This window comes from Collinsella sp. LCP21S3_A3 (assembly GCF_052118905.1).
Lineage (GTDB): Bacteria > Actinomycetota > Coriobacteriia > Coriobacteriales > Coriobacteriaceae > Collinsella.
In genome coordinates, this window is record NZ_JBQKGH010000005.1 from 54705 (window position 1) to 81458 (window position 26754).

Sequence of the window (26754 nt, forward strand, 5' to 3'; positions counted from 1 at the left end):
CCATGAAACTTGGTTGCGTCATTATGGCTTCGGGCGAGGGCAAGCGGTTTGGCTCTAACAAGATGCTTGCCGATATCTATGGCGAGCCGCTGATTGCCCGGACCATCGATTCGGTTCCCCGGGGCTTTGACGTTGTGGTTTCGACGCGTTGGCCCGAGGTTGCTCAGATTTGCGAGGACAAGCATTGCCCGTGCGTGCTGCATGATGGCGAGCTGCGCAGCGAAAGCGTCCGTGCGGGCCTTTCGTGGGGAGTCGATCACAACTGGAAAGGTTGCCTCTTTTTGCCGGGCGACCAGCCGCTCGTGAGTTCGGATTCCTTTGAGGCCATGGTTCGCGCGTTTGACGAGTGTGGCAGCAAGCATCCGGTACGTCTCGCGTGCAACGGTGAGCCTTCGAGCCCGGTGCTCTTTCCGGCGGAACTGTTCGATGCGCTTATGTGTCTTGAGGGCAAGGACGGCGGCGGTTCGATTCTCAAGAACCGCACCGACGTGGTGCTGGTCGAGGCGCGTGCCTACGAGCTGTGGGACGTCGATACCGCCAAGGGCCAGCGCCGCGTCTCAGAACACGTTGCGGCCTGCTACGCGCCTCGCTAGCAGGGGGTGCCGCCAGGGTAGCTAATTTGGGACGGGGCTCTTTTAGCTACCCTGCCTACCTGATGATTTTTCTCTCAACATGGGGTAGCTAAAAGAGCCCCGTCCCAAATTAGCTACCCCTGGAGGCTGGTGGCGACGACGGGGCGGCCGAGGGCAGCCTCAAAGCGGTCGGCCATCGTGGGGTCGCTGAGCGCGTCGACTTGGTTGAGTATGACGTGCGCGGCGTCGAGCCTCAGCGCCTGCATCTCGGCATTGAGCACCTGGGCGACGCGCTCGGGCGTGGCGATGTCGGTGGTCTCGCAGCCGCAACGCTCGCAAAAGAGCTCGGGGCGGTGGACAACCTCGGCAACGGGCTTGCCGAGCCCTGAGGCGCCGACGATCCAGACGATGTTGGCGGTGCCAGAGGGAATCACCGGCTCCCAGGCGGCGTGGGCCTTGAGCGGGAGCCGCTTGCTGCCGTCCGCCTCGGCCAAGACGTAGTTAAAGCGCTGTGCCAGCTCGCCGAGCGGCTCGGCGGGGGCAGAGAGCTTGCCCGTCTCGGGGTCCAAGACACCTGCTTGGCAGATGCTTCCCCGCGCAAGGCCCGCGCAGGCCTCGCAGGTGCAACCGGGGACATGTGAGGCGCCCGGCTTCCAAGGTGCGGCGTCCAGGCGACGACTCGACCCGTCCCATGGCACGCCGGCGACGGGAAACATATGCGTGGTGGTGCAGAGGAGCACGCGGCCGCCCGCGCGCATAAGCTCAAGGCCGAGCGCCTTTAGCAAGGTCGACTTGCCGCCACTGCCGATAATTGCGGTGATGCCCGGCTCGAGCTTGAGCGCGGAGGCGAGAATGCCGCTAACCGTTTCCATCTGTTCACCGCCGTATAATACTGTGATAATAAATAATCATCATAGTAGCGGTCGAACCGCTTTTGCTCTGTTCAAACCGTAGCACAGGGAGGTGCCCCGAAAATGCTCGTTTATGTTCGCGGCGCCGGCGATATCGCCACGGGCGTCGCCGCCCGTTTGGTGCGCGCCGGCGTGTCGGTTGTCATGGCCGATATCGCGGTTCCCACGTGTATCCGTCGCACGATCGGTTTTTGCGAGGCCATTCGCCTGGGCGAGGTTCAGGTCGAGGGCATTCGCGCTCGCTTGGCGCAGACGCCGGCAGAGGCGCTTGCAATTACCCAGGCCGGAGATGTTGCCGTTGTGGTGGATCCCCAGGCCAAGATGCTCGGCAAACTTAAGCCCGCTGCTGTGGTCGACGCGATCCTGGCCAAGCGCAACTTGGGCACCACGCGCGATATGGCGCCTGTCGTCATCGCCGTAGGACCGGGCTTTACCGCGCCGGTCGATTGCGATGCCGTGGTCGAGACCATGCGCGGGCATTTCCTCGGCCGCGTCATCACCCAGGGTTCGCCCCAGCCCAATACGGGCGTGCCGGGTGTCATCGCCGGCTATGGCAAGGAGCGCGTTATCCACAGCCCCGCCACCGGCGTGTTTAGGTCCGACCGCGCGATCGGCGACATCGTGAGTGCCGGTGATGTGATTGGGTATGCGGGCGACACTCCCATGGTCACGCAGATTGACGGCTGCTTGCGCGGGCTTTTGGCCGACGGTGTTCTGGTGACCGAGGGCTTTAAATGTGCCGATGTCGATCCACGCGGCGATGCCAGCTATATCAACTATATTTCGGACAAGGCGACGTCGGTCGGCGGCGGCGTACTCGAGGCGCTCGCCATGTTCACCGAGGCTTTTAGGGGATAGGAAGCGACGATGGAAAAGCTCGATGTGGTGAATGCTGCGCTTGGCGCTCTGAAGGCTGGTAGGACGTGCGAGCTGGTGGTAGTTGCCGGCACGGCAGGGTCATCGCCGCGCGGCGTGGGTGCCTGGATGGCCGTCTTTGCCGATGGCAGCCAAGCGGGCACCATCGGTGGCGGTAAGATCGAGCTCCTTGCGCTGGACGAGGCGCGCGAGCTGTTGGCCGCAGGGCAGTCGCGCCTGGTTCGCTACACCATGGGCGGCGAGAACTCCGATACCGGCATGATCTGCGGCGGAGCCATCTGCCTGTGCTATCTGCACTTGGATGCATCGCAGGCGCCGTTGTTCCAGTCGGTTGCCGACGTCTTGGCGTATCGACGCATCGGCGACTTCGTCATCGACTTTGAACCGTTTATCGCAAGCGCGCTCGAAGGCGACGCTGCCGAATACCATGGCGAGGAGTCGCGCCGCACCATTGTGGGTTGCCCCGGGCTTTCGCTGACGGAAGAGGGGAGTAAGGTCACCTACACCAACGCCGCCTCCGAGATTCCCCCGGCGCACATCGAGACGCTTTGCCCCGAGGGCCTGACTTACATCTTTGGCTGCGGACACGTGGGCGCCGCGACGGCGCGCGTGCTCACGGCGGCGGGCTTTGCCGTCGTGGCGTGCGATGACCGCCCCGGCACGTTGACGCCCGAATGGGTGCCCGGCGTCTACGACCGTCGTCTGGTCGACTACAAGAACCTGGACGAGCAATGCCCCATCGGTCCGCGCGATCTGGTAGTCGTCGCCACGGCGGGCCACAAGTCCGATATCGATGTGGTGATTCAGACCATGCGCGCCAAGCCCGCCTATTTGGGTTGCCTGGGTTCGCGCCGCAAGACGGCCTTTGTGCGGGCTCGCTTGGAGCAGGAGGGCTTTACGCAGGACCAGATCGACGAGCTGCACCTGCCGATCGGCGTTGCCATTCAGGCCGAGGACCCCGAAGAGATCGCCATCTCCATCGCCGCCGAGATGATCCATCTGCGTCGCACCAAGCTCGTCCCCCGCAAGCGCTAGTCGCATCCCAGGGGTAGCTAATTTGGGACGGGGCTCTTTTAGCTACCCTGCCTGCTCGATGATTTTTCTGGGACGGGGATTAAAAAATCATTAGGTACGCAATGATTTATAAATCCCCGTCCCAGAAAAATCATCTCGAGGCGTTCGCTCACTGTTGGGTAGCTAAAAGAGCCCCGTCCCAAATTAGCTACCCCAGCCCTCTGCCGCATGCGGGCCAAAATGCTACCTGTGCCATATGCCCTATAATGTCCGCCCGTTGGGCGGCATAGGGCCGCTGCCTAGGGTATGGGAGGCGCAAATGGCAGAGTCGGTGGCAGGGGACGCCCTGTTCGAGCGTACGGGAAAAGTTTCGTTTGTGCAGGTATTGCCCCATGCACTGCAGCATGTGCTGGCGGCATTCGCGGGTATCGTTACGCCCGCTATCATCATCGCGTCGGTCTGCGGCTTTACCCCTCAAGAGGAAGCCGCCGTCATTCAGGCGTCGCTGGTCCTCTCGGCACTTGACATTTTTCTTCAACAGTTCCCCATAAAAGGCATCGTCGGCTCGGGCCTGCCCATCGTGATGGGCGCGAGCTTTACCTTCGTGCCGGCACTTAAAGCGGTCGGTCTTGAGCTTGGTTTCGAGGCCGTGCTGGGCGCTCAAGTTATCGGCGGCGCGCTCGTCGTGCTCTTTGGTCTTTTGTTTAAGCGCGTGAGCTTTCTGTTCCCAGCTCCGGTGCTCGGCACCGTCATCTTTGTCATTGGCCTGTCGCTGTGCCCGGTTGCCGTGGCGTCCATGGCAGGCGGGGAGAGCGCGGCCGATTTTGGCAGCGTCACCAACTGGACCGTCGCGCTCGTGACGTTTGTCGTCACCTTTATGGTCGGTAACTACGGCAAGGGCGCGCTCAAGCTGGGCAGCATCCTGGCCGGTATCTGCGCAGGTTTTGTCGTTGCGGCGGTGTTGGGCATGGTCGACTTCTCGGCTGTCGCGACTTCAAGTTGGTTTGCCCCACCGGCGTTTGGCGCCCATCGTCTGGTGTTCGATCCAGCGGCGTGCGCCGTGGTGGGCGTTGTGGCCATCGTGAACGCCGTGCAGGTTATGGGAGAGTTTGCCGCCGTGTCCTCTGCTGCGCTCGATACCCCCGCGACCGATAGTCAGATCTCGGGCGGATTGATCGCCAATGGTCTCGTCGGTATGCTCTCGGGCTTTTTGGGCGGCGTCCCCACGGCAACCTTTGGCCAGAATGTGGGCATCATCGCCGAGAACAAGGTCGTCAACCGTATGGTCTTTACGCTCGCAGCCGCCATTCTGCTCGTCGCGGGCCTGCTGCCCAAGTGCGCGGCAGTGCTCACGTCCATTCCGCAGCCGGTGATCGGCGGCGCCACCATTGGCGTGTTCGCAACCATCGGCATGAACGGTGTGGTCATGTTTTCCCGCCACGGCCTGTCTCAGCGCGATACCACGCTCATGGGTCTCTCTATCGCCTTTGGCACGGGCATTGAGCGCACGGCCGGCGCACTTGCCGGCGCTGGATTCCCCGCATGGGTCGACACCGTCTTTGGCGGATCCTCCATTGCCGTCGCCGCACTTGTCGCCGTCGTCCTCAACCTGGTCCTGCCTCGCCAAAAATAACGCCCCATATATGAGTTGCGGTGAAATACGGATTGTTTAAGCCAGTTAAGCCGTCAAACAGTCCCTATTTCACCGCAACTGTTTTTTGGGACCCATTTGTGCGGGGGAGTTGTGGAGTTGTGCAGGCAGACGATGTTTTTCTGGAAATACGTACCCAATGCGCGTATAGTACCGATTGTTTTGTCGGCTCCTGCTGCGTCGAGTCCAAACCGCGAAATGCCATGAGCGGCGCGGATGCAGTCAGGAGGCACGAGGACAACCCACCGTGGCCACGCCCCGTGCTTAAAACCCCAAGAAGGAGTGAACAATGGCAGAAGAGAAGTATGTGCCGCGTCTGAAGGCCAAGTACAACAACGAGGTCAAGCAGCAGCTTCAGGACAAGTTCCAGTACGAGAACGTCATGATGATCCCCAAGTTTGAGAAGATCGTCGTGAACATGGGTGTCGGCGAGGCCGCTACCGATTCCAAGGCCATCGACGGTGCCGTGCGCGACCTGCGCGCCATCACCGGCCAGCAGCCGATGATCACCCGTGCCCGCAAGTCCATCGCTACCTTCCGCCTGCGCGCTGGTATGCCGATCGGCTGCAAGGTTACCCTGCGTGGCGACCGTATGTGGGAGTTCTTCGATCGTCTGACCTCCGTCGCTATCCCCCGTATCCGCGACTTCCGCGGCATCTCCGCCAAGAGCTTCGACGGCCGTGGTAACTTCTCCATGGGCGTCACCGAGCAGCTCATCTTCCCCGAGATCGACTTTGACTCCGTCGATCACCAGCGTGGTATGGACATCACTTTCGTGACCACCGCCAACACCGATGAGGAGGCCAAGGCCCTTCTGGACGCCTTTGGTTTCCCGTTCAAGAAATAGGTTCACCTGCCCTATAAGCGCCGTTCCCACAAGGGGGCGGCGCTTGGGGCGAACAATACTCTATGTGAGGAGGATATAAGTGGCTAAGACATCGATGATCGTCAAGTGCAATCGCAAGCAGAAGTTCTCTACTCGTGAGTACACGCGCTGCCAGCGCTGCGGCCGTCCGCACTCTGTGTACCGCAAGTTCGGCCTGTGCCGTGTCTGCTTCCGCGAGCTTGCACTCAAGGGCGAGCTTCCCGGCGTTAAGAAGGCCAGCTGGTAAGTCACTACCAGCGTTTCAAGCATCCGTTTGGAACAGGGAAAACGTGCTAGTTAGGCTTTGCCGTTAAGGGCGGCGAAGAACCAAGAGCACGTGTTCATCAAGAACGAAGGAGAATCTGTATGAACCTTACAGACCCGATCGCAGATATGCTTACGCGCATTCGTAACGCTAACTCTGTGAACAAGGCCACGGTCTCCATGCCGAGCAGCAAGAAGCTCGTCGAGATCGCTCGTGTTCTGCACGAGGAGGGCTACATCGAGGGCTACGATGTCGAGGACACCGTTCCCCAGAAGACTCTGCACATCACGCTTAAGTATGGTCCCAAGAAGGCTAAGGTCATCAACGGCATCCGCCGCATTTCCAAGCCGGGCCTGCGTAAGTACACCGGCGTTGCCGACATGCCCCGCGTCCGCGGTGGCCTTGGTACCGCCATTATTTCCACCAGCCATGGCGTCATGACCGACCGCGATGCTCGCAAGCACAACGTCGGCGGCGAGATCATCGCTTACGTCTGGTAATTCGCTCGGTAGGTAGAAGGAAAGGAGATCACCGTGTCTCGTATCGGTAATAAGCCTGTCCAGATTCCCGCCGGAGTCGAAGTGGCAGTCAACGGCAACAACGTTGTCGTCAAGGGCCCCAAGGGCCAGCTCGAGCTCGATGTCTATGAGAAGCTCGCTATCAATATCGAGGACAACGTCCTCACCGTTTCCCGTCCCGACGACGAGCGTGAGACCCGTGCCCGCCACGGCCTCACCCGCGCCCTCATCCACAACATGGTTGTTGGCGTTTCCGAGGGCTTCGAGAAGAAGCTCGAGCTCGCCGGCGTCGGTTACCGCGTGCAGCAGAAGGGCAAGAACCTCGAGTTCTCCCTGGGCTTCTCGCACCCCGTGATCGTCGAGGCTCCCGAGGGTATCACCTTCGAGGTTCCCGACAACACCCACGTGAACGTCAAGGGTATCAACAAGCAGCAGGTCGGTCAGATCGCCGCTGAGATCCGCGGCCATCGTCCTCCCGAGCCTTACAAGGGCAAGGGTATCCACTACGTTGGCGAGCACATCCGCCGCAAGCTGGGTAAGGCCGCCAAGTAGTCGTAACCGACTCACTCGCATAAGACCAGCACCCCGTTAGGTGCTGGCAAGATCAACCTTTTTAGGAGTTTACGTATGAACAAGCATAAGGCGAAGCTGGAAGGCCTCAAGCGTCGTCAGCGTCGTGTTCGCGGCAAGATCTCGGGTACCGCCGAGCGTCCGCGTCTTCGCGTGACCCGTACTAACGCCAACATCTATGCCCAGATCATCGACGATAGCAAGGGCTCCAGCCTGACGCTCGTCTCTGCCTCGACCCTCGAGGCCGAGTTCAAGGGCACCCACACCTCGAACAAGGAGGCTGCGGAGAAGGTCGGTCAGCTCGTTGGCAAGCGTGCCATCGAGGCCGGCATCACCAAGGTCGCCTTCGATCGCGGTGGCCGTATCTACCATGGCCGCGTCAAGGCCCTCGCCGACGGTGCTCGTGCCGCCGGTCTTGAGTTCTAGGAGGTATGTAGCACATGGCTCGTAATCAGAAGCAGCAGCGCGAGGCCTCCGAGTTCGAGGAGCGCGTCGTTTACATCAACCGCGTGTCGAAGACCGTCAAGGGCGGTCGTCGCATGAGCCTCGTCGCTCTCGTCGTCGTTGGCGATGGCAAGGGCAACGTCGGAGTTGGCATGGGCAAGTCCGCTGAGGTGCCCATGGCTATCTCCAAGGCGTCTCTCGATGCCAAGAAGAACATGTTCCACGTGCCGGTGACCGAAGAGGGCACCATTCCGCACGAGGTTATCGGCCACTTTGGTGCCGGCCGCATCATCATCAAGCCCGCTGTCGAGGGTACCGGCGTTATCGCCGGCGGCGCTGTGCGTCCCCTCTTTGAGCTTGCTGGCATCAAGAACGTCCTGTCCAAGTCCCTCGGTACCGACAACGGCCTCAACATCATCAAGGCTGCCGTCGAGGGCCTCAAGGAGCTCTCCAGCCCTGAGGACGTCGCGGCTCGCCGTGGCCTGACGGTCTCCGAGATGTTCGTCGGTAAGGAGAACTAAGCATGGCTGACACCATCAAGATCAAGCAGGTCCGCAGCACCAACGGTTGCAAGCAGGACCAGGTCCGTACTGTCCGTGCCCTCGGTCTCCACAGGATCCGCGAGGTTCGCGAGATTACTGACAACGAGTCCGTCCGCGGCATGATCTTCAAGGTCAAGCACCTTGTCGAGATTGTAGAGGAGTAGCAAATGCAGCTTCACGATCTTACTCCCGCGCCCGGTTCCACCAAGAACCGCAAGCGCGTTGGCCGTGGCAATTCTTCGGGTCACGGCACCACTTCTGGCCGCGGCCAGAAGGGCCAGGGCTCTCGCTCTGGCGGCACCAAGGGTGCCGGCTTCGAGGGTGGCCAGACTCCGCTGGCTATGCGCCTGCCCAAGCTTCCGGGCTTCCGCAACCCCCGTCGTATCGAGTACACCGCTGTTAACGTTGAGCGTCTCGAGCGTAAGTTCGAGGATGGCGCTGTGATCGACGGTGCCGCTCTTAAGGCCGCTCGCATCACCAAGAGCGAGTTCGAGCCCGTCAAGGTGCTCGGCAATGGTGAGCTTACCAAGAAGTTCACGGTCAAGGTCGACAAGGTCAGCGCTTCTGCGCAGGCCAAGATCGAGGCCGCCGGCGGAAAGGTCGAGCTGCCGTGCTAAATGGTCTTAAGAATGCTTTCCGCATCAAAGAACTGCGCGAAAAGATTCTTTTTACCATAGCTATGCTCGTCGTGTACCGCATTGGTGCGCACGTTCCTGTGCCCGGCATTCCCTTCCAGGGGATGCTGGGCCTTTTCTCGACCGATAACAATTCGGTCGCCGCAGGTGCTATGGCCCTCCTGAATCTTTTCTCTGGCGGCGCGTTGAGCTATGTGTCGGTGTTTTCGCTGGGCATCATGCCTTACATCACCAGCTCGATCATCCTCCAGATGCTCCAGGCCGTTGTGCCTTCCCTGCATGAGCTTGCTCGCGAGGGCGAGGTCGGTCAGACCAAGATTACGCAGTATTCGCGTTACCTCACCTTGGCTCTGGCAATCCTCAACTCCGTGGGTTACCTCTTCCTCTTTAAGAGCTTCGGCATCAGCTTTAATGGCGCCGCCGCTCCCGAGATCATCTTCGACCTCATGATCGTCGGCACGCTCACCGCGGGCGCCATGCTGATCATGTGGATTGGTGAGCTCATTACCCAGCGCGGTATCGGCAATGGCATGTCGCTGATCATCTTTGCGAACATCATGGCCGGTCTGCCGCAGGCGATCTTCTCCAGCACCGAGGGCAATGGCGGTGGCATCATCACTATGGTGATCATCTGCGCCATCATCCTGCTGGTTATCCCGCTGATCGTTTTCCTTGAGCGCGGCCAGCGCCGCATTCCGGTCTCCTACGCTAAGCGCGTCGTGGGCCGTCGCATGATGGGTGGCCAGACCACCTACCTGCCCATCAAGGTCAACACCGCGGGTGTCGTGCCGATCATCTTCGCTTCGGCGCTGCTGTACTTCCCGGCTCAGGTTGCCGTGTTCTTCCCCGGCATCGGCTGGATTCAGGCAGTTGCCTCTGCGCTTTCGACCGGTTGGCTCAACTGGGTGCTTAACGTTGTCCTCATCGTGTTCTTCGCGTACTTCTACACCTCCATGGTGTTCAATCCCGATGACACGGCCGACAACCTTAAGAAGCAGGGCGGCTTTATTCCGGGCGTTCGTCCGGGTAGGGCTACCGCGGCCTACATCAAGAACGCGCTCAACAAGATTACGCTTCCCAGCGCTGTCTTTTTGGCGCTCATCGCCATCGTGCCTTCGATCATCTTCTCCTTCACGGGCAATCAGCTGATCCAGGCATTTGGCGGCACGTCCATCCTCATCATGGTCGGCGTCGTGCTCGACACGGTCGACAAGCTCGAAGGCCAGATCAAGATGTATGATTACGATGGATTCTTTAAATAGGCTAGAGGAGGATTGCTCATGAACCTCGTATTGCTCGGAGCTCCGGGTGCCGGTAAGGGCACCGTTGCACAGGAGCTCGTCGCCGAGTTTGGCGTCGCCCACATCTCCACGGGCGACCTGCTGCGTGCTGCCGTCAAGGGTGGCACCGAGCTTGGTATTCAGGCTAAGAAGTACATGGACGCTGGCGAGCTCGTTCCCGACCAGCTCGTGATCGACCTTGTCAAGGAGCGCCTTGCCGCCGATGACGCCCAGCAGGGCTTCATCCTCGACGGCTTCCCGCGCAACACCGCCCAAGCTGTGACGCTCGATTCCGAGCTCTCCACCATGGGTCGCGAGATCGACTGCGCCCTTCTGGTCGACGTTGCCCCCGAGGTCATCATCGATCGTCTGTCCTCGCGTCGCACCTGCCGCGCCTGCGGTTACACCGGCACTGCTGCCGATGTTACCTGCCCCAAATGCGGCGGCGAGATGTATCAGCGCGACGACGATAAGCCCGAGACCATCAAGAACCGTCTCGACGTCTACGAGAAGTCCACGAGCCCGCTTGTCGATTACTATCGTGGCCAGGGTCTGCTCAAGTCGGTCAACGGTGACCAGGCTCGCGAGACCGTATACGGGGATGTCAAAGAGGCCCTCGGTCTATGATTAAGATTAAGTCTGCAACGCAAATCGAGCAGATGAAGAAGGCAGGAGCGCTATCTAAGATGGCGCTCCGCCACGTTGGAGCCATGGTGCGCCCCGGCGTTTCGACTTTTGAGCTCGATCAGCTCGCGGAGCAGATTATCCGCATGCATGGCGGCACCCCGGCCTTTAAGGGTTACGGCGGGTTCCCGGGGACCATTTGCGCATCGATCAACGATGCCGTGGTCCACGGTATTCCCAACCCCGATATGATCCTGCGCGATGGCGATATCATCTCTATCGATACGGGAGCCGTTGTTGACGGTTGGGTTGGCGATAACGCATGGACGTTTTTCGTCGGCACCCCTACGCCCGAGGCCAAGGCCCTGTGCGAGGTTACGCGCGATTGCCTTAAGGCTGCCATTGAGCAGGCTGTTCCCGGTAACCATATCGGGGATGTTGGTTATGCCGTCCAGTCCCTCGCCGAGTCTCACGGTTATGGCGTGCTTCGTGACTATGTGGGTCATGGCATTGGCCGCGTGATGCACGAGGACCCCAACGTTCCTAACTATGGAAAGAAGGGGAGGGGCGTTCGCCTCCAGGCCGGTATGGTCATTGCCATCGAGCCGATGGTAACGATGGGTTCCAACCATGTGAGCACGGGCTCCGATGGTTGGATCGTCACCACCAACGACCACCTGCCCGCCGCGCACTACGAGAACACCGTCGCCATCACCAATGACGGTCCGGTGATTCTCACCACCGATGCGCAAGGATCCTGGTGTTCGCTCCAAGGCGGAGAAATGTAAAAGTCGCCGCCCCCTGATGCCCAACCTCGCCTTTCAATTTCGAAGGCATGACCCCAAGGTCTATGCCTTCTCATTTCAAGGCGATCTTGGGCATCAGGGAACGGCTTTGTTTTACATTTCAAATGTAACAAGTTCCACGTAGTTGTGGAGCCATTACGAAGTTATTACGATGCGTGTATACGTGTTGTAGAATACTCAATCGCTGTCGTTTTCTAGAGAAAGATGATTGCTTGTGAAGAAGGAAGACGCAATTGAGCTCGAGGGTACGGTAAAGGAACCGTTGCCTAATGCCATGTTTAAGGTCGAGCTCGAGAACGGTCATTCGGTTCTGTGCAACATTTCTGGCAAGATTCGAATGAATTACATCCGTATTCTCCCCGGTGACAGGGTTGTCGTGGAGCTTTCCCCGTACGACCTGACCCGCGGCCGCATCACCTATCGCTACAAATAGCGGCACGCATACACGCACTCTTATTTCCGACTGCAGGCTTAGCTCAACCTACGGTCGGATTGTGTGTGAAGACCAGCCATAGTTTTAAACGCCTGCGGCTGGGCGAGTAGATAGTAGGGAAGTAGTTTGAGCGCTACCGAAAGGAAGAACGATGAAGGTACGTCCTTCGGTCAAGAAGATGTGCGATAAGTGCAAAATCATTAGGCGCCATGGCAAGGTCCTCGTCATTTGCGAGAACCCCCGTCATAAGCAGCGTCAGGGTTAAGAGAGGAGACTACGTTGGCCCGTATTAATGGTGTCGACCTCCCGCGTGAGAAGCGCGTTGAGATCGGTCTGACCTACATTTACGGCATCGGCCGCACCACTGCGACGAAGATTTGCGTCGAGTGCAACGTTAACGTGGATACGCGCGTTAAGGACCTCACCGAGGATGAGGTTAACGCCATCCGCGAGTATATCGACAAGAACCAGATCATGGTTGAGGGCGACCTCCGCCGTGAGCGCAACCAGAACGTCAAGCGCCTTATGGACATCGGCTGCAACCGCGGCCTTCGTCACCGCAAGGGCCTCCCGGTCCGCGGCCAGCGCACCCACACTAACGCTCGTACCCGCAAGGGCCCGAAGCGTCAGATCGGTGCTAAGAAGAAGAAATAAGGAGCGCTAGATAGATGGCTACTGCTAAGAAGAACGTTCGCGCTGCCCGTCTGAAGCGCGCGGACCGTAAGAACATTTCCGTGGGCCAGGCTCACATCCGTTCTACGTTCAATAACACGATCGTTTCGATCACCGATCCCCAAGGCAACGTCATTTCCTGGAAGTCGGCTGGCCAGGTGGGCTTCAAGGGCTCCCGTAAGTCCACGCCGTTCGCTGCCCAGATGGCTGCCGAGGCTGCTGCCAAGCAGGCCATGGAGCACGGTATGAAGAAGGTTTCCGTCTTCGTCAAGGGCCCCGGCTCCGGTCGTGAGACCGCCATTCGCTCCCTCCAGGCTGCTGGCCTCGAGGTCTCGAGCATTCAGGACAAGACCCCCATCCCGCACAACGGCTGCCGCCCCAAGAAGCGTCGCCGCGTGTAACTGAAAGGATCGTATCAATATGGCAATCGACAGGACTCCTGTTCTTAAGCGCTGCCGTCAGCTCGGGATCGATCCCGCTGAGCTCGGTTACAGCAGCAAGAAGGAATCTATCCGTCAGCCCAAGCGCCGTCGCAAGGAATCTGAGTACGGCATGCAGCTGCGCGAGAAGCAGAAGGTCAAGTTCATCTATGGCGTTCTGGAGAAGCAGTTCCACGGCTACTTCAACAAGGCCCGTAAGATGAACGGCGTCACCGGTGAGAACCTCATGATCATCCTTGAGTCTCGCCTCGACAACGTTGTTTTCCGTCTTGGCTTCGCTCGCACCCGTAAAGAGGCTCGTCAGTCCGTCCGCCACGGTCACTTCACCGTGAACGGCAAGCGCGTGGACATCCCGTCCTACCGCGTCAAGGCCGGCGACGTCGTCGCTGTCGGCGAGAAGTTCCGTGACCTCCTCCCCATCAAGGAGGCTCTGATTTCCTCCGAGCGCTTTGAGGTCCCTGGCTGGCTTGAGGTCGATATCGAGAAGCTGTCTGGTAACGTGCTCGCTCTGCCGACGCGTGAGCAGATCAGCGGTGATATCAACGAGCAGCTCATCGTCGAGCTCTACTCTAAGTAGTCCATCCGGGCTGCTGAGGCTGGAGGTAATACATGTCAGAATTCATTAGGCCTCAGGTTCAGGTCGAAGAGATCAACGAGACGTCTGCTCGTGTCTCCGTCGAGCCGCTCGAGCGCGGTTACGGCGATACGCTGGGCAACTCCTTGCGTCGCGTTCTTCTGTCCTCGCTCGAGGGTGCCGCCGTCGAGGCTATTCAGATCGATGGTGCGCAGCACGAGTTCATGACCATCCCTAACATGGTCGAGGATGTCACTGACATCGTCCTGAATGTCAAGGGTCTTGTCTTCAGGGCTCTCGGCACGACCGACGAGGCGACCGCCACCATCTCGGTTGACGGCCCCTGCGAGGTCACCGGTGCGGACTTCTTTATTCCGTCCGAGTTTGAGTTGGTCAACCCCGAGCAGCACATCGCTACGCTCACCGAGGGTGGCCATCTCACCATGAGCATGCGCATCGGCTATGGCCGCGGCTATGTCTCTGGCGAGGCCAACAAGCGCGACAACGATCCCATCGGTGTGATCCACGTCGACTCGCTGTACTCGCCGGTATCCCGTTGCGCCAAGCTCGTTGAGGCTTGCCGTGTCGGTCAGCATACCGACTACGACCGCCTTGTCCTCGAGATCGAGACCAACGGCTCCATCGCCCCGCGCGACGCCGTGGTCCAGGCTGCCAATATCATCAACCAGCATATGGCTGCCTTTATGAACCTTGCCGAGACCCCCGAGGTCGAGGAGGAGGTTTCGATCTTCGCTCCCGAGGTCACCAACGACAACGCCGAGCTGGACAAGCAGATCGAGGATCTGGACCTTTCTGTCCGTTCCTACAACTGCCTTAAGCGTGCCAGCATTCACTCGGTCCGTCAGCTCGTTGAGTTCTCGGAGAACGATCTTCTGAACATCCGCAACTTCGGTGTTAAGTCGATCGAGGAAGTGAAGGACAAGCTTGAGTCCATGGGCCTGAGCCTGAAGGCTTAATGCTTCGCATATTTGAGGAGAAACTAGACCATGCGTCACAACGTTAAGAAGGGCCTGAAGCTCGGCACCGATGCGAGCCACACCAAGGCCATGAAGAAGAGCCTGGCCAAGGCCCTCTTCGAGAACGACCGCATCAAGACCACCGAGACCCGCGCTAAGGCGCTGCGTTCGGTTGTCGAGCCGATCATCACCTGGGCCAAGAAGGGCGACCTGCACTCTCGTCGTCTGGCTATCGCCAAGCTCGGCGATAAGCAGCTCGTTGCCGAGATCTTCGACAAGGCTGCTCAGGGAATGTGGCAGGATCGCAACGGCGGTTACACCCGCATCATGAAGCTCGGTAACCGTAAGGGCGACAACGCTCCCATCGTTATCATGGAGCTCGTCACCGAGCCTTGCACGCCCAAGGCCAAGAAGGCTGCTCCGGCCCCCAAGAAGGCCGCTGCTCCCAAGAAGGTCGAGGCTGTCGAGGAGACCGCTGCCGAGGAGGCTCCTGCTGAGGAGACCGCTGAGTAGACAATTCGTCTGCATAGGCTATATTCGAGGGGTACGTTCGCGTACCCCTCTTTTTTTGTCGCGATATCGTTGTTTGTTTGTTGGGAGCGCCCATGACCGCGCCGTCTGATTTCAATTTGACTCCAGAGCTCGATGCCACGTTGGTGTTTCGTGTTGCCTATGACGGCTCGTCCTATAGCGGATTTGCCGAGCAGCCGGGGCAGACGACGGTTGCCGGAGAGCTGCGTCTTGCCATAGAGACGCTCTTGCGCCGCTCAGTCGATTTGACGTGTGCCGGGCGCACCGATGCAGGGGTGCATGCGGTGGCCCAATACATCAGCGTGCCCGTTACGGACGCTGAGCTCGCTTTAACGCGCCGCAGGTGGCTGCGAGCTATGGATGCGCTGCTGCCCAAAGATATCGCCGTTAATGAGGTCTACAGGGCCCGTAAGGGCTTTTCTGCGCGTTTTGACGCACGTTCTCGGACCTATACCTACCGCATTGCCGATCGCGATGCGCGTCCGGTGCTATCGCGTGGCGCGGTATGGTGGCATCGTTATCCTTTGGACGTGGATGCGATGGCAGCCGCCTGCCCAGCTCTTTTGGGCGAACAGGACTTTAAGAGCTTTTGTAAGGTCGCTTCTGCCGTGGGCAAGCCAACGCATCGTTGCGTGATGCGTGCCGAGTTTGGCCACGAGGTCGCCTTTGGCGAGGATATCCTCACGTTTACCATCGAGGGCAATGCGTTTTTGCATTCGATGGTGCGCACCATCGTGGGAACGCTCGTCGAGATCGGCATGCATCGTCGCGATCCCGAGTGGATGCGCGAGGTGATTGACGCTTGCGATCGTACTGCTGCGGGTCCCACGGCGCCGGCGTGCGGCCTTACCTTTATGGGCGTAGATTATGACCCCACCGAGCTCGTCGCGCTCGAATAGGGGAGAAGCGAGAGCCATCTAAGTATGCTGCTCGTGTGGGCGAGCCGTGTGCAACATCTGTTCTTGGCGTGCAGCGCATCGGGCGACTCGTTGCGTTTATTGCCGGGGTGTACCATGAACGGCAGTTGATTATTGCTGTCGAGAGGATGGATAACTTGCTTCGACGTGGCTCGCTTCCGCGACTTTCGGTGATCCTTGTTGTGGAGGGTTCACCCAGCTACGCGATGCGCGCACTCGAAAGCGTCCAAAACCAAGACCTCTACGATATGCAGATTGTCGTTGCATGTCGCAACGCTGCGCCGGGCGTTCGTCATTCGCTCGATGTTGCCGCGGGCAGAGATATTCACATCGATTTGATAGACGTTGACGATCCGTCGAGCGGAGCTTGCCTTCGCGAGGGTTTTGCCGCTTCGCGCGGGGCCCACATTATCGCAATGAGCGCCGATGAGTGGTTTGCGCCGCACGCGTTTTTGGCAATGCTCGATGTCGCTTGTGAGACCTCGGCAGATATCGTATTTCCCTCGGTGTCGCTCGATCGCTACGATACGCATCGGGAACGCCATTCTCGTATGTTGGACGCGCAATCCATTGCCCTTGCCGACGATGGAGACCGGGCTTTAGGCCTGGCCAAGCTGGTCGAGAGCGGTCTGGTTTGTCAACATTCCGGCGTGATGTATGAACGCGCCCTGTTTGAGTTGTGTCTGCAGCATGCCGAGTCGTATCGTGCGATCGCCTTTTTGGCGCCTGCCCTTTCGCATGCGGAACGCGTATTGGGGTGCGCCGAAGCTTGTTTCCATACGGCCGCGCCATCGGTTGCGGATTCATTCGACCCCACCATGTTCTCGCGACTTTCCGATGACGCCAAGGCGCTTGAAGAGCTTTGCGTGCCATTTGACGCAATAGATGACGATAACCATCTAAAGCTGGCCTGCCAACGGTTTTACTATGGCCGCTTGGTTGCTTGTATCGAGAATTTGTGCCTGAGCCCCCATGGGGTGTCTTCAATTGAGCGCACGGCACGATTGCGTGATATGCTCAATGACGTGCGGACTCGCCAGATGGCGGTGGCCCTTAAGGGAGAGCGCCGAGGCCTTGGACTTTTGTTTGGGCCGATTGCCAACGTTAAGCCTATGCGCTGCGTTATGTATGCGCATCTGGCTGCTTTTTTGAACAGAACGGGCGCAAGGGTAGCCTAGCTGTGTCATATTCGAAAATAATTTGCATAGAATTGTTTCGAAATGCGTTCTTATTCACAAATAGCCTCAAATAGCGCTAAACTATTCAATCACTGATAGATTGTCTTCGCCATCTATGGAGTGAGGTTTTATATGGCTAAAAAACGCAACGGGCGCCAGGATGCCATCAGAGATATCGTGCGCAATAAAGACGTGCGTACGCAGCGCGTGCTGGTGGACGAACTCCGCGCCATGGGCTTTGATTGCACGCAGGCGACGGTTTCGCGTGACATCGCCGATATGGGGCTGCGCAAACTGCCCGAGGGCATCTATGTTCTGGCTGAGGACCTGCACCTGCAGCGCATGGTCTCCGAGCTGGTTACCGGTGTGTTGCGCACCGACAACCTGGTTATGATTAAGGCTCAGCCCGGCACCGCCTCGGGCATTGCCGCGGCTGTCGATGCGGCCGAGCTGCCCGATGTGCTCGGATCGCTTGCCGGCAATGACACGATTTTGGTTATCGCTCAGACTGCCGAGGATGGCGAACGCCTCGAAGCGCTGATTAACAAGCTCAGTGCCGCGCGTAAATAGCTTTACGCACGTAAACAACGCCAGCTAAGACGGCAGAAATACAGGGGCGTCGGTTTTGAGCCGACGCCCTTTTTGTGACGCTCCTGTCGTGGCATCTCGATTGCGCGCGATATGCCATGTATGTCCCAGCAAAAAGCGCCCGAGCTTTTGAGCTGCTCGGGCGCTTTGCTATCTACTGATCTGTGGAGGGATCGGGGGTCGGGCTAGGGCTGGGATCGGGGGTCGGGCCAGGGTCGGGGCTGGGGCTGGGGCTGGGATCGGGGCTGGGGTCGGGAGTAGGGGTGGTACCGCCGGCATCGCCTTCGCCGCCGGTGTTACCGCCCTCGTTGCCGCTCCCGCCGGTGGTCTCCGTCTCTTCTTCCTCGTCTTCGTCCTTATCCTCGTCCTCTTCCTTCTTCTTGTTGTTTGTGCCGTAGAACTTCCAGACGTTATTGTTCTTGTACGTGGGAGCCGTTCCGGTCGGGAACTCCTCGCGCTCGGCGCCCGCAAGAACGGTGTTCATGAACTTCTTAAAGACGGGCAGGTTGGTGCTGTCGCCCAGCAGGTCCGAACCGTACTTTTGGATGGGAATCTCGCCTGCGGAATAGCCGGTCCACAGGGCGCATGCCAGTTGCGGCGTGTAGCCGCAGAACCACAGGTTGGTGGTGTTGTCAGTGGTGCCCGTCTTGCCGGCATAGGGCTGGTTGACGCTCAGCGCGCCGGCGGCACCCGTGCCGCTGCCCTGCATGACGCCGGATAGAACGTCGGTAACCGCGGCAGCCTCACCTTCGGTGAGCACCCGCGTGGGATTGTCGGTGTGCTGGTACAGAACCGAGCCGGTACGCGAGTCGATCTCGGTGATGGCGATCGGCTGGCGATAATAGCCGCCGTTGGCAAAAGCGGCGTAGGCCGATGCCATCTCGAGCGGTGAGATGGACCCGGTGCCGAGCGTCATGACGGGAACGTCCTCGATATTGTCCTTGGCGGGATCGATGCCGAGCTTTTTGACGAGCGACATGATCTTGTCATTGCCGATGGCTTCGGCCACCTGAATATAGCCGGTGTTGGATGAGTATGCCGTTGCCTGCTTAAGCGTGATGTTGCCATAGCTCTGTTTGCCATAGTTTTGCACCTCGGTCGTGGTGCCCTTGGCCTTGAGTGGCGAGTTGCAGTTGAGAATGACGTTGGGGTTCATGCCGTTTTGGATGGCAGTTGCCAGCGTAAAGGCCTTAAACGTGGAGCCCACGGGGCGCTTTGCCGTAGCGTGGTTCACGTGATTCTCGTCGGCGTTGTAGTCGTAGCCGCCCACCATGCACTTGATGTAGCCGGTCTTGGGGTCAACGACAACCATGCCCATGTCCAGGCCATCGAGCGAAAGCGTGTCGAGCTGTGAGCGCACAGCCTCCTCGGCCACCTGCTGCATGGTGGGGTCGATGGTGGTCTTAACAGTCAGGCCACCCTTAAAGAGCACGTCGGTGGAGAACTCCTGCTCGAGCAGCTGCTTGACGTAGGAGACAAAGTAGGGCTGTGAGTATACGTCGACGCCGCTGCCCGAGATCTCGGTCACGTTGAGGGTGATGGGCTCAGCCTGCGCGGCATCGTGCTCTTCCTGCGTGATGTGGCCCAGGCGCAGCATGTTGTCGAGCACCTTATTGCGGCGGGAAAGCGCCAGGTCGGGATTGACCGTGGGGTCGTACTGTGAAGGCGAGTTGGGCAGACCGATGAGCAGCGCGGCCTCGCTCAGGGTGAGGTCGGAAGCACTCTTGGAGAGGTAGGTCTCGGCGGCGGCCTCGATGCCATAGGCGCCGTGGCCATAGTAAATGGTGTTGAGGTACATCATGAGGATCTCGTCTTTGGAGTACATGTCCTCCATCTTGATGGCGATATAGGCCTCGCGCACCTTACGCTCGATGGTCGAGTCGAACTGCTCCTCCTGCAGGATGGTGTTGCGCACCAGCTGCTGGGTGATGGTCGAGGCTCCTTCGTGGCCGCCGGCAAGGGTTGCCACCGAGGCACGCGCGATGCCCAAGAGGTCTATGCCGCCGTGCTCGTAGAAACGCTCGTCCTCGACGTCGATCGTGCCCTGCAGGACGTACGGGGAGACCTGGTCCTTGGTGATGGACTTGCGGTTTTGGGTATAGAAGCTGGCGATCTTGTTGCCGTTGCAGTCAACAATCTCGGTGGGCTCGCTGACCAGATAGGCGTTGGCGTCGGTGTAGTCGGGCAGGTCGGACAGCCAGCGGTTGACGTTGCCGATCATGCCGATGCCAAATGCTACGCCCGCGATGAGCAAAAAACCCAAAAGCGAAAGCAGGATGACGGGCAGAGCGTGCGTCTTAGAGCGACCGTGTCCCTGTCGTTGGCGAGGACCCATATGTTGACCTCCAAGTATGTCGTGCCAGGCGGCGGGTGTGCGTCGGGCAGGATGGACATAAGTTATTACACGATAAACCAATCGAGCCGCGCGAAGCCTCGTGTATGCTGGTTGACGGCAATTAACAGAGCGATTGCATACCTTGGTAGGGAGTTTGCCGATGGCGATTTGGGCGACGGAGCCTAGCAGACAATGCGGGAATGGGACGCCAACATCGGGGCTGGCACTGCCCGAGCTGTTGGCTCCTGCTGGCGGGCTCAATCAGATGCTCGCCGCAATCGCGGCAGGTGCCGATGCCATTTATGCCGGGTTGAGCGGATTTAACGCCCGCGTGAGTGCGCACGGGTTTAGTGACGACGAATTTGCGCGCGGGTGTGCCGTGGCGCACGCCCATGGTGTGCGCGTGTACGTGACGCTCAACGTATTCGTGTTCGACGACGAGCTGTCCGAAGCCGTGGCACTGGGGGCACATGCGCATGCGCTGGGCGCCGATGCACTGATCGTGGCAGATGCGGGCCTAGCCCGCGCGCTGCAAGCGGCAATTCCGGGGGTCGAGATTCATCTGTCCACCCAAGCGGGCGTCCATAGCAAGGGGGCCGTGCGTTTGGCGGCTGACGAGCTGGGGGTCGAGCGCGTGACTACGGCGCGCGAGCTGACCGTGGCAGAGATTGTGACGCTCTGCGCTACCGGTGTGCCCATCGAGGTGTTCTGCCATGGCGCCATATGCATTGGCTATTCGGGCGCGTGCGAGTTTTCGGCCCTGCGGCGCGGACGGTCGGCGATGCGTGGCGACTGCACGCAGCCGTGCCGCCTGGCATACGATTTGGTGGATGAGGCTGGGGAGAGCGTCGTTGCCGTCGAAGGCGATCGTCTGCTCTGCCCGCGTGACTATCTGGGCATTGCTCATTTACCCGAGCTTGTTGCTGCCGGGGTGGCGTCGCTCAAGATCGAGGGGCGTATGAAGAACCCCGACTACGTCTACAACGTGGTGCGGGCGTGGCGCCGGGCGCTCGATATGCTGCGTGATGGCGCGTGGGATCCCGATGCCGTGCAGGCGCTCGAACGTGAGCTGGGAAGGTCGTTTAACCGCGGGTTTACCGACGCGTATCTGCGAGGCCGCTCGGGCGCGGAGCTTATGAGTTTTGAACGCGCGATCAACCAGGGCGTGCGTGTGGGCCGTTTGGTTGCCGTGGGACACGAGGAAGTGACCGTCGAGCTCGATGCCGCCGTGGCGGCGGGCGATACGCTCGAGATCAGGTTTTACCCGGGCGCCGACGCGCGTCCCGATGTACCTAAACGCTGGCCGCAAGTTCCCTGCCCGGTGGATGCCGCGGCGGGGGAGCGCATCGTTGTCCATTGCAAGCGCAAGGTCGACGCGGGCTGCGAAGTGTATCTGATTCGCAGCGCTGGTGTGCTTGAGCAAACGGCGGCGGCGCTGGAGCGCATGCGGGCCGAGGCCGATGCGGTCGCGCTTGCGAAACGCGCTGTCGAGACGCTGCCGTTTGCGGGCGTTCTGATGGATAGCGGAACGCAGCCGGAAGAACCTGCAGAGTCTGTCGCCGCTCGCTTGGTCTTTGCCTGGCAGCTGATGGACCAGGACCCAAACGAAGAGCTCGACCTGTCCGATGCGACTGTTGTGCTCGACGAGGTCTGCCGTGTGGGCGATATCGAGCGGACTCGGTCGCTCATGCAGCGCGCCGGCCGCATCGTCTGTCGTAATCTGGGACAAGTGGCGATAGCTCGCGAACTGCGCGTCGCCTTTGACGTGGCAGCGCCGGTGTTCTGTGCGAATCGGGCAACGCTCGCCTGGTTGCGGGGGCTTGGGGCGCAGCGCGTGTTTTTGCCTGCCGAACTTGTCGCTCACGATGCGAAACGCGTTGCCGAGCTTGCCGCCTGTCCTGGCGTCCTGGGCCCCGTCGATACCGATCGTCCCGAGCTCATGGTGTGCGAGCACTGCCTGCTGACCGCCGAGGGCGTCTGTGCCACCGATGCGACGGGACAGGCCTGTTGCCGCGACTGCTTGCGTCGCCGGCAGACGCGCTATCTGGTCGATCGTGACGGTACACGTTTGCCAGTTGCCATCGACGCATGCGGCAGGACGAGGATTTTCCTGTCGTAGGTGCCGCGTCGCGTCAGTTTGTTATCATATGAGAGTTTATGGACTTCCAGCACCGCTGTTTTCGGCGAGGGTGCTATAGCAAAAGGAGGATACCCAATGCTGTCTGTTGACGAGCAAATGCGTATCATCACCTCGGGCGCCGCGAAGATTGTCCCCGAGGCCGACCTTCGTAAGAAGCTTGAGAAGGGTGAGCCCCTCAACATCAAGCTCGGCGTCGATCCCACCAGTCCCGACCTGCACCTGGGCCACGCCGTGCCCCTGCGCAAGATGCGCCAGTTCCAGGACCTGGGCCACAACGTCACCCTGATCATCGGCAACGGTACCGCGCTGATCGGCGATCCTTCGGGCAAGAACTCCACCCGCCCGCAGCTTTCTCAGGAGCAGATCGAGGCCAACGCCGAGACTTACGTGAGCCAGGCCATGAAGATCTTGGACCCCGAGAAGACCACCATCGTGCACAACGGCGACTGGATCTTGTCGATGGACCTGGCCGGTCTGTTGCAGGTGTGCTCCAAGTTCACCGTCGCCCGCATTCTTGAGCGCGATGACTTTACCAAGCGCTATCAGTCCCAGACGCCGATCGCCCTGCACGAGTTCCTGTATCCCGTGATGCAGGCATACGATTCGGTCATGATCAAGGCTGACGTGGAGATGGGCGGCACCGACCAGCTTTTCAACCTGCTCGCCGGCCGTGAGCTCATGGAGAAGATGGGCATGGAGCCGCAGATCGCGCTCACCATGCCGCTGCTCGAGGGCACCGATGGCGTCCGTAAGATGTCCAAGTCCTATGGCAACTACATCGGTCTGACCGACGCGCCCAAGGATATGTTCGGCAAGACCATGTCCATCCCCGACGAGATGATCGGCAAGTACTACCGCCTGGCGAGCTCGCTCACCCCGGCCGAGGTCGACAAGATCGACGCTGCCCTGGCCGATGGCTCTGCCGATCCCTATGAGCTCAAGCGCGCTCTGGGCCGCGACCTGTGCGACACCTACCACGGCGCCGGTGCCGGCGACGAGGCTCAGGCCGAGTTCGACCGCGTGTTCAAGGAGGGCCAGCTCGCCGACTTCCCCGAGAAGCATATTGAGCTGACTGTAAACGACGAGGGCCAGATTTACCTTGCCGGCCTGCTCAAGGACCTGGGTCTTTCGGCCAGCGCCGGCCAGGCTCGTCGCGACATCGATGGCGGCGGTGTCAAGATCAACGGCAAGGCCGTGGCTCCCAAGAGCTACAACATCGACCCCAGTGCCCTCAAGCTGGGCGACACCCTCTCCGTGGGCAAGCGCAAGGGCTTTAAGCTGGTCTAACGAGCAAGTTGACCTCACAAGTGCAACAAGGCCGCAGCCGGGATTTCCGACTGCGGCCTTTTTGGCACTTAGGGATGATCCTTTTGTGCCGGCACTTTGGGACACTCCTTGTCAGTGGTGCAAAGCAGCCTGTCCCCATTGCGCCAAGCGGTGTGTGCCGTTAAGCAGAGGGGCGTATTGCTGACCCATCGTTTGGGCATACAATGGCTATTGGCTTGCTGCGGTGAAGGTCTGTCCGCTCCGCAGCTTTTTTCTACGGTTAAAGGAGTATGTATGTCCGTTGAGGTCATGAGGTCTGTGATCGATGCCGCCGAGGGCCGCGTGCCCGTCGACACGCTGTTTGCCAACGCACAGATCGTTGATGTGTACGGTCAGCGCGTGGCGCCCGGTAGCGTCGCCGTCAAGGACGGCGTGATTGTCGGTGTTCTCTACGATGGTCGAGATGACGCTGCTGGCACGTACGAGGCAGCTGAGGTTATCGACTGTCAGGGTCGCTATCTCGCACCCGGCTTTATTGACGGACACTTGCATATCGAGTCTTCGAACATCCGCCCTGCCGAGTATGCGCGCATGGCGGCGACGCGTGGTACCACCACCGCTATTGCCGACAGCCACGAGATCGCTAACGTTTCCGGCCTAGACGGCCTGCGCTTTATGATCGAGGACGGTTGTCGCGCGCCCATCTCCATCAAGTACATGATGCCTTCGTGCGTGCCCGCACTGCCCGACGAGCAGGCCGGTGCCGTTATCACTGCTGCCGATATGCAGGCGTTTTTTGCCGAGCATCCGGGCGACGTCTTTGGCCTGGGCGAAATGATGAACCTGCCGGGTGTCTTTATGGCCGACCCCGAGACCTGCGCTCGCATCGATGCTGCCAACCAGACACCGTCCAAGCAGGTTGACGGTCATGCTCCGCTTGTTGCCGGCAAGGATCTCAACGCCTATGCCGCGGCGGGTATTATCGCCGACCACGAGTCGACGATTCCCGAGGAAGCGCTCGACAAGCTATCCCGCGGCATGTATGTCATGCTGCGCGAAGGCACCTGCAGCCATGATCTTGCCAACCTGTCGCCTATGCTGCTGGAAAACCCCGCCCGTGCTCGCCGCTGCTGCTTTGCGACCGACGACCGCGCCCCCTCCGACGCGCTTTCGACCGGCATGATCGACAACGCCTGCCGCGTGGCCATCGAGGCCGGCATCGACCCGGTGGTCGCCATCTCCATGGCGTCCCTTTCCACGGCCGAGGCCTTTGGTCTGGACCACGGTTGCCGCGATCCGCATGAGCTCCGCGGCGCCATCGCTCCGGGTAAGCGTGCCGACCTGCTGGTGCTCAACGATCTGACGTTTGCCACGGCCCCGCATCGCGTATATGCCGCCGGTGCTCTGGTGGCGCAGGATGGCGCCTTTGTGGGCGAGATCGCACCCGAGATGGCTGAGGTTGCAGCCCTTGCCGACGAGCTGCGCGCCTCTGTTAAGCTGCCGAAGCTTTCGCTCGACGTTTTCGACTATGCCTTTAAGCCGGGCGAGGCTGTGATTGACGTGGTGCCGGGTAAGGCCATCACGGGTATGGCTCGCCCCGAGAGCGCCGAGGGCCTGCGCCGCATTATGCTGATTGAGCGCCATGGCCGCGGCGTGTCGCTGCAAGCCGAGGGCGTCGACGGCGACGGCCCCGATGGCCTGGGCCTGGTCGGCAAGCATATCGGTCGCGGCTGGGTGCGCGGTTTCACCATCACCGGTGGTGCCATTGCCTCCACGATCGGCCACGACTCGCACAACGTGTGCGTGGTGGGCGACAACGCCGCCGATATGATGGCTGCTGTTGAGGCCGTGGGCCAGGGCGGTCACGTGCTGGTGCGCAACGGCGAGGTCGTGGCCCGCATTCCGCTGGCGCTCGGTGGCCTGATGAGCGAGGGCACGGCCGAGGATGTCGCAGCGCAGCACGACGACTTTATGGTCAAGGCGCGCGCCATGGGTATTGAGCCGCCGCTCGACCCCATCATGGGCATCATCTTCCTGCCCCTGCCGGTCATCCCGACGCTCCGCATCCGCCCCGAGGGCATGTTCGACGTCACCACCTTCACCTACGCCGACTAGTCATCGGGGACGTTCTTAAACGACTAGTCGCTGGGGACACTCTTTGGCGTGTCGCCTGACGCCGCGACCGTGGGCTCTCTGGCGCGCGTGAGCTATTTGCCAGGTCTATGTAACGTTTATGACTGCGGGGTCTTATTTGAGCTCCCTTTGGGTACGTTGGAATCGGATACACGTTCGATTCCAGCAAGCCCGAAGGGAGCTTTTCTATGTTTAAGCTGATTGCATCCGATATGGACGGCACGTTGCTTGACGAAAACGGCCAGGTGCCTCCCGAGACCTACGAACTGATTTTGGCGCTACGCGAGCATGGCGTGCATTTTGCCGCATCGTCAGGCCGCCGCTACGATCGCCTGTGCGAGTTCTTTGCGCCCGTTCGCGACAAAATGGACTTTGTCGCAGCTAACGGTGCCCAGGTCTACGCCGACGGCAAAATGGTAGGCCGTGAGGTGTATTCGCACCTGGCGATTCGAAAGCTCGCCCAGGCCGTCGCGACGTTTCCCAATCTGCATCTTGCGCTCTTTGACCGAACCAAGTCCTTCTTGCTCGATGACGAGAGTAAGTTCGTGCGCGAGGTGGATAAGGACCTTCCCAATGCCGAGCGCATTTGGGAGCTGCCCGATCCCAGCGTAAATATCATCAAGGCGAGTATCTTTTGCGATGATGGTGCCGTTATGGACAGCGCTTACGTACTGCAGCGCGAGCTCGGCCAGTTCTTTACCTTTGCGCCTTCGGGCAACGCGTGGATCGATGCCATGCAGCCCGGCGTGTCGAAGGCCTCTGGCATCGCGCAGCTCGCGGAGCATTACGGCATTGGGCGCGATGAGATCATGGCATTTGGCGACTCGATGAACGACTACGAGATCATTCGCTTTGTCGGCACGGGCTGCGCGATGGAAAACGCGCGCCCCGCGCTCAAGGCAGTTGCCGATCGCGTGGTGGGGTGCAACCGCGACCACGCCGTCCAGCAGGAGCTCCGTCGCGTGCTGGAGAGTCTCGCCTAATTCGGCAGATGGGG

Annotated in this window: 31 protein-coding genes; 29 read left to right on the forward strand and 2 right to left on the reverse strand. The window is 60.1% G+C overall.

All coding sequences use genetic code 11. The features are described from left to right. The first annotated feature begins 2 nt into the window (after positions 1-2). Complete coding sequence (locus tag ACTQ0H_RS04030) at positions 3-593, forward strand: nucleotidyltransferase family protein (protein WP_441537924.1); 591 nt, start codon at positions 3-5, stop codon at positions 591-593. Between the two features lie 113 nt (positions 594-706). On the opposite strand, the gene yqeC is transcribed toward ACTQ0H_RS04030, so the two are convergent. Then, positions 707-1444 (reverse strand): selenium cofactor biosynthesis protein YqeC, encoded by a 738-nt coding sequence (gene yqeC, locus ACTQ0H_RS04035; protein ID WP_441537925.1) that lies wholly within the window; start codon positions 1442-1444, stop codon positions 707-709. A gap of 102 nt (positions 1445-1546) precedes the next feature. Between yqeC and yqeB the strand changes: the two genes are divergently transcribed. From yqeB to ACTQ0H_RS04155, 24 genes are all read left to right on the forward strand, one after another. Then, a complete protein-coding gene (gene yqeB, locus ACTQ0H_RS04040; protein ID WP_441537926.1) occupies positions 1547-2341 on the forward strand; it encodes a selenium-dependent molybdenum cofactor biosynthesis protein YqeB in 795 nt (264 codons plus the stop codon). A 9-nt stretch (positions 2342-2350) separates the two neighbouring features. Further along, entirely contained in the window at positions 2351-3394 is a 1044-nt protein-coding gene (locus ACTQ0H_RS04045; RefSeq protein ID WP_441537927.1) for an XdhC family protein, read from the forward strand. Positions 3395-3692: 298 nt separating this feature from the next. Continuing rightward, a complete protein-coding gene (locus ACTQ0H_RS04050; protein WP_441537928.1) occupies positions 3693-5006 on the forward strand; it encodes a uracil-xanthine permease family protein in 1314 nt (437 codons plus the stop codon). A gap of 307 nt (positions 5007-5313) precedes the next feature. Then, a complete protein-coding gene (gene rplE / locus ACTQ0H_RS04055) occupies positions 5314-5871 on the forward strand; it encodes a 50S ribosomal protein L5 (RefSeq protein WP_154516073.1) in 558 nt (185 codons plus the stop codon). 79 nt (positions 5872-5950) lie between these two features. After that, complete coding sequence (locus ACTQ0H_RS04060) at positions 5951-6136, forward strand: type Z 30S ribosomal protein S14 (protein ID WP_022094280.1); 186 nt, start codon at positions 5951-5953, stop codon at positions 6134-6136. Positions 6137-6255: 119 nt separating this feature from the next. Beyond that, positions 6256-6654 (forward strand): 30S ribosomal protein S8, encoded by a 399-nt coding sequence (gene rpsH, locus ACTQ0H_RS04065; RefSeq protein WP_006235262.1) that lies wholly within the window; start codon positions 6256-6258, stop codon positions 6652-6654. A 33-nt stretch (positions 6655-6687) separates the two neighbouring features. Continuing rightward, positions 6688-7224, forward strand: a complete 537-nt coding sequence (gene rplF, locus ACTQ0H_RS04070; RefSeq protein WP_370450587.1) for a 50S ribosomal protein L6 — start codon at positions 6688-6690, stop codon at positions 7222-7224. A 75-nt stretch (positions 7225-7299) separates the two neighbouring features. After that, entirely contained in the window at positions 7300-7668 is a 369-nt protein-coding gene (gene rplR, locus ACTQ0H_RS04075; RefSeq protein WP_118270231.1) for a 50S ribosomal protein L18, read from the forward strand. A gap of 14 nt (positions 7669-7682) precedes the next feature. Beyond that, positions 7683-8207, forward strand: a complete 525-nt coding sequence (rpsE, locus tag ACTQ0H_RS04080; RefSeq protein WP_154516070.1) for a 30S ribosomal protein S5 — start codon at positions 7683-7685, stop codon at positions 8205-8207. Positions 8208-8209: 2 nt separating this feature from the next. After that, positions 8210-8392, forward strand: coding sequence for a 50S ribosomal protein L30 (gene rpmD, locus ACTQ0H_RS04085; protein WP_154516067.1), 183 nt, complete (start codon positions 8210-8212; stop codon positions 8390-8392). Positions 8393-8395: 3 nt separating this feature from the next. After that, positions 8396-8845 (forward strand): 50S ribosomal protein L15, encoded by a 450-nt coding sequence (rplO, locus tag ACTQ0H_RS04090; RefSeq protein ID WP_006235267.1) that lies wholly within the window; start codon positions 8396-8398, stop codon positions 8843-8845. Then, positions 8839-10125 carry a preprotein translocase subunit SecY gene (secY, locus tag ACTQ0H_RS04095; RefSeq protein ID WP_370450586.1) on the forward strand — a complete coding sequence of 429 codons (1287 nt, stop codon included), beginning with the start codon at positions 8839-8841 and terminating at the stop codon, positions 10123-10125. Before rplO ends, secY begins: the two co-directional genes overlap by 7 nt. An 18-nt stretch (positions 10126-10143) precedes the next feature. After that, positions 10144-10770: an adenylate kinase gene (locus tag ACTQ0H_RS04100; RefSeq protein ID WP_154516064.1), complete on the forward strand. Its 627-nt coding sequence runs from the start codon at positions 10144-10146 to the stop codon at positions 10768-10770. Further along, the gene (gene map, locus ACTQ0H_RS04105) at positions 10767-11555 is read left to right on the forward strand and encodes a type I methionyl aminopeptidase (protein WP_329738298.1); all 789 of its coding nucleotides are present in this window, start codon (positions 10767-10769) and stop codon (positions 11553-11555) included. Before ACTQ0H_RS04100 ends, map begins: the two co-directional genes overlap by 4 nt. A 232-nt stretch (positions 11556-11787) precedes the next feature. Continuing rightward, entirely contained in the window at positions 11788-12006 is a 219-nt protein-coding gene (gene infA / locus ACTQ0H_RS04110; protein ID WP_035137443.1) for a translation initiation factor IF-1, read from the forward strand. A 151-nt stretch (positions 12007-12157) separates the two neighbouring features. Then, entirely contained in the window at positions 12158-12271 is a 114-nt protein-coding gene (gene rpmJ / locus ACTQ0H_RS04115; RefSeq protein ID WP_006363204.1) for a 50S ribosomal protein L36, read from the forward strand. A 14-nt stretch (positions 12272-12285) separates the two neighbouring features. Next, a complete protein-coding gene (gene rpsM, locus ACTQ0H_RS04120) occupies positions 12286-12660 on the forward strand; it encodes a 30S ribosomal protein S13 (protein WP_154516058.1) in 375 nt (124 codons plus the stop codon). A gap of 14 nt (positions 12661-12674) precedes the next feature. Beyond that, a complete protein-coding gene (rpsK, locus tag ACTQ0H_RS04125) occupies positions 12675-13079 on the forward strand; it encodes a 30S ribosomal protein S11 (RefSeq protein WP_006235274.1) in 405 nt (134 codons plus the stop codon). A gap of 19 nt (positions 13080-13098) precedes the next feature. Next, entirely contained in the window at positions 13099-13695 is a 597-nt protein-coding gene (gene rpsD, locus ACTQ0H_RS04130; RefSeq protein ID WP_006235275.1) for a 30S ribosomal protein S4, read from the forward strand. 32 nt (positions 13696-13727) lie between these two features. Further along, positions 13728-14669 (forward strand): DNA-directed RNA polymerase subunit alpha, encoded by a 942-nt coding sequence (locus tag ACTQ0H_RS04135; RefSeq protein WP_154516055.1) that lies wholly within the window; start codon positions 13728-13730, stop codon positions 14667-14669. Between the two features lie 30 nt (positions 14670-14699). Beyond that, entirely contained in the window at positions 14700-15182 is a 483-nt protein-coding gene (rplQ, locus tag ACTQ0H_RS04140) for a 50S ribosomal protein L17 (protein WP_271742473.1), read from the forward strand. Positions 15183-15274: 92 nt separating this feature from the next. Then, a complete protein-coding gene (gene truA / locus ACTQ0H_RS04145; RefSeq protein ID WP_441537931.1) occupies positions 15275-16099 on the forward strand; it encodes a tRNA pseudouridine(38-40) synthase TruA in 825 nt (274 codons plus the stop codon). A 68-nt stretch (positions 16100-16167) separates the two neighbouring features. Continuing rightward, positions 16168-17295 carry a glycosyltransferase gene (locus ACTQ0H_RS04150; protein WP_441537932.1) on the forward strand — a complete coding sequence of 376 codons (1128 nt, stop codon included), beginning with the start codon at positions 16168-16170 and terminating at the stop codon, positions 17293-17295. A gap of 132 nt (positions 17296-17427) precedes the next feature. Beyond that, positions 17428-17865 carry an arginine repressor gene (locus tag ACTQ0H_RS04155; RefSeq protein ID WP_154516043.1) on the forward strand — a complete coding sequence of 146 codons (438 nt, stop codon included), beginning with the start codon at positions 17428-17430 and terminating at the stop codon, positions 17863-17865. A gap of 172 nt (positions 17866-18037) precedes the next feature. On the opposite strand, the gene ACTQ0H_RS04160 is transcribed toward ACTQ0H_RS04155, so the two are convergent. Continuing rightward, positions 18038-20218, reverse strand: a complete 2181-nt coding sequence (locus ACTQ0H_RS04160) for a transglycosylase domain-containing protein (protein ID WP_441537933.1) — start codon at positions 20216-20218, stop codon at positions 18038-18040. A gap of 265 nt (positions 20219-20483) precedes the next feature. Here ACTQ0H_RS04160 and ACTQ0H_RS04165 point away from each other — a divergent pair, with 265 nt between their 5' ends. The 4 genes from ACTQ0H_RS04165 (at position 20484) to ACTQ0H_RS04180 (ending at position 26740) form a co-directional block, all read left to right on the forward strand. Continuing rightward, a complete protein-coding gene (locus ACTQ0H_RS04165) occupies positions 20484-22337 on the forward strand; it encodes a U32 family peptidase (RefSeq protein WP_441547852.1) in 1854 nt (617 codons plus the stop codon). A 96-nt stretch (positions 22338-22433) separates the two neighbouring features. Beyond that, positions 22434-23645 (forward strand): tyrosine--tRNA ligase, encoded by a 1212-nt coding sequence (tyrS, locus tag ACTQ0H_RS04170; protein ID WP_154516034.1) that lies wholly within the window; start codon positions 22434-22436, stop codon positions 23643-23645. Between the two features lie 273 nt (positions 23646-23918). Further along, positions 23919-25739 carry an adenine deaminase gene (locus tag ACTQ0H_RS04175; RefSeq protein WP_441056895.1) on the forward strand — a complete coding sequence of 607 codons (1821 nt, stop codon included), beginning with the start codon at positions 23919-23921 and terminating at the stop codon, positions 25737-25739. Between the two features lie 206 nt (positions 25740-25945). Next, positions 25946-26740 (forward strand): Cof-type HAD-IIB family hydrolase, encoded by a 795-nt coding sequence (locus tag ACTQ0H_RS04180; protein WP_118098921.1) that lies wholly within the window; start codon positions 25946-25948, stop codon positions 26738-26740. The last annotated feature ends 14 nt before the right edge of the window (positions 26741-26754 follow it).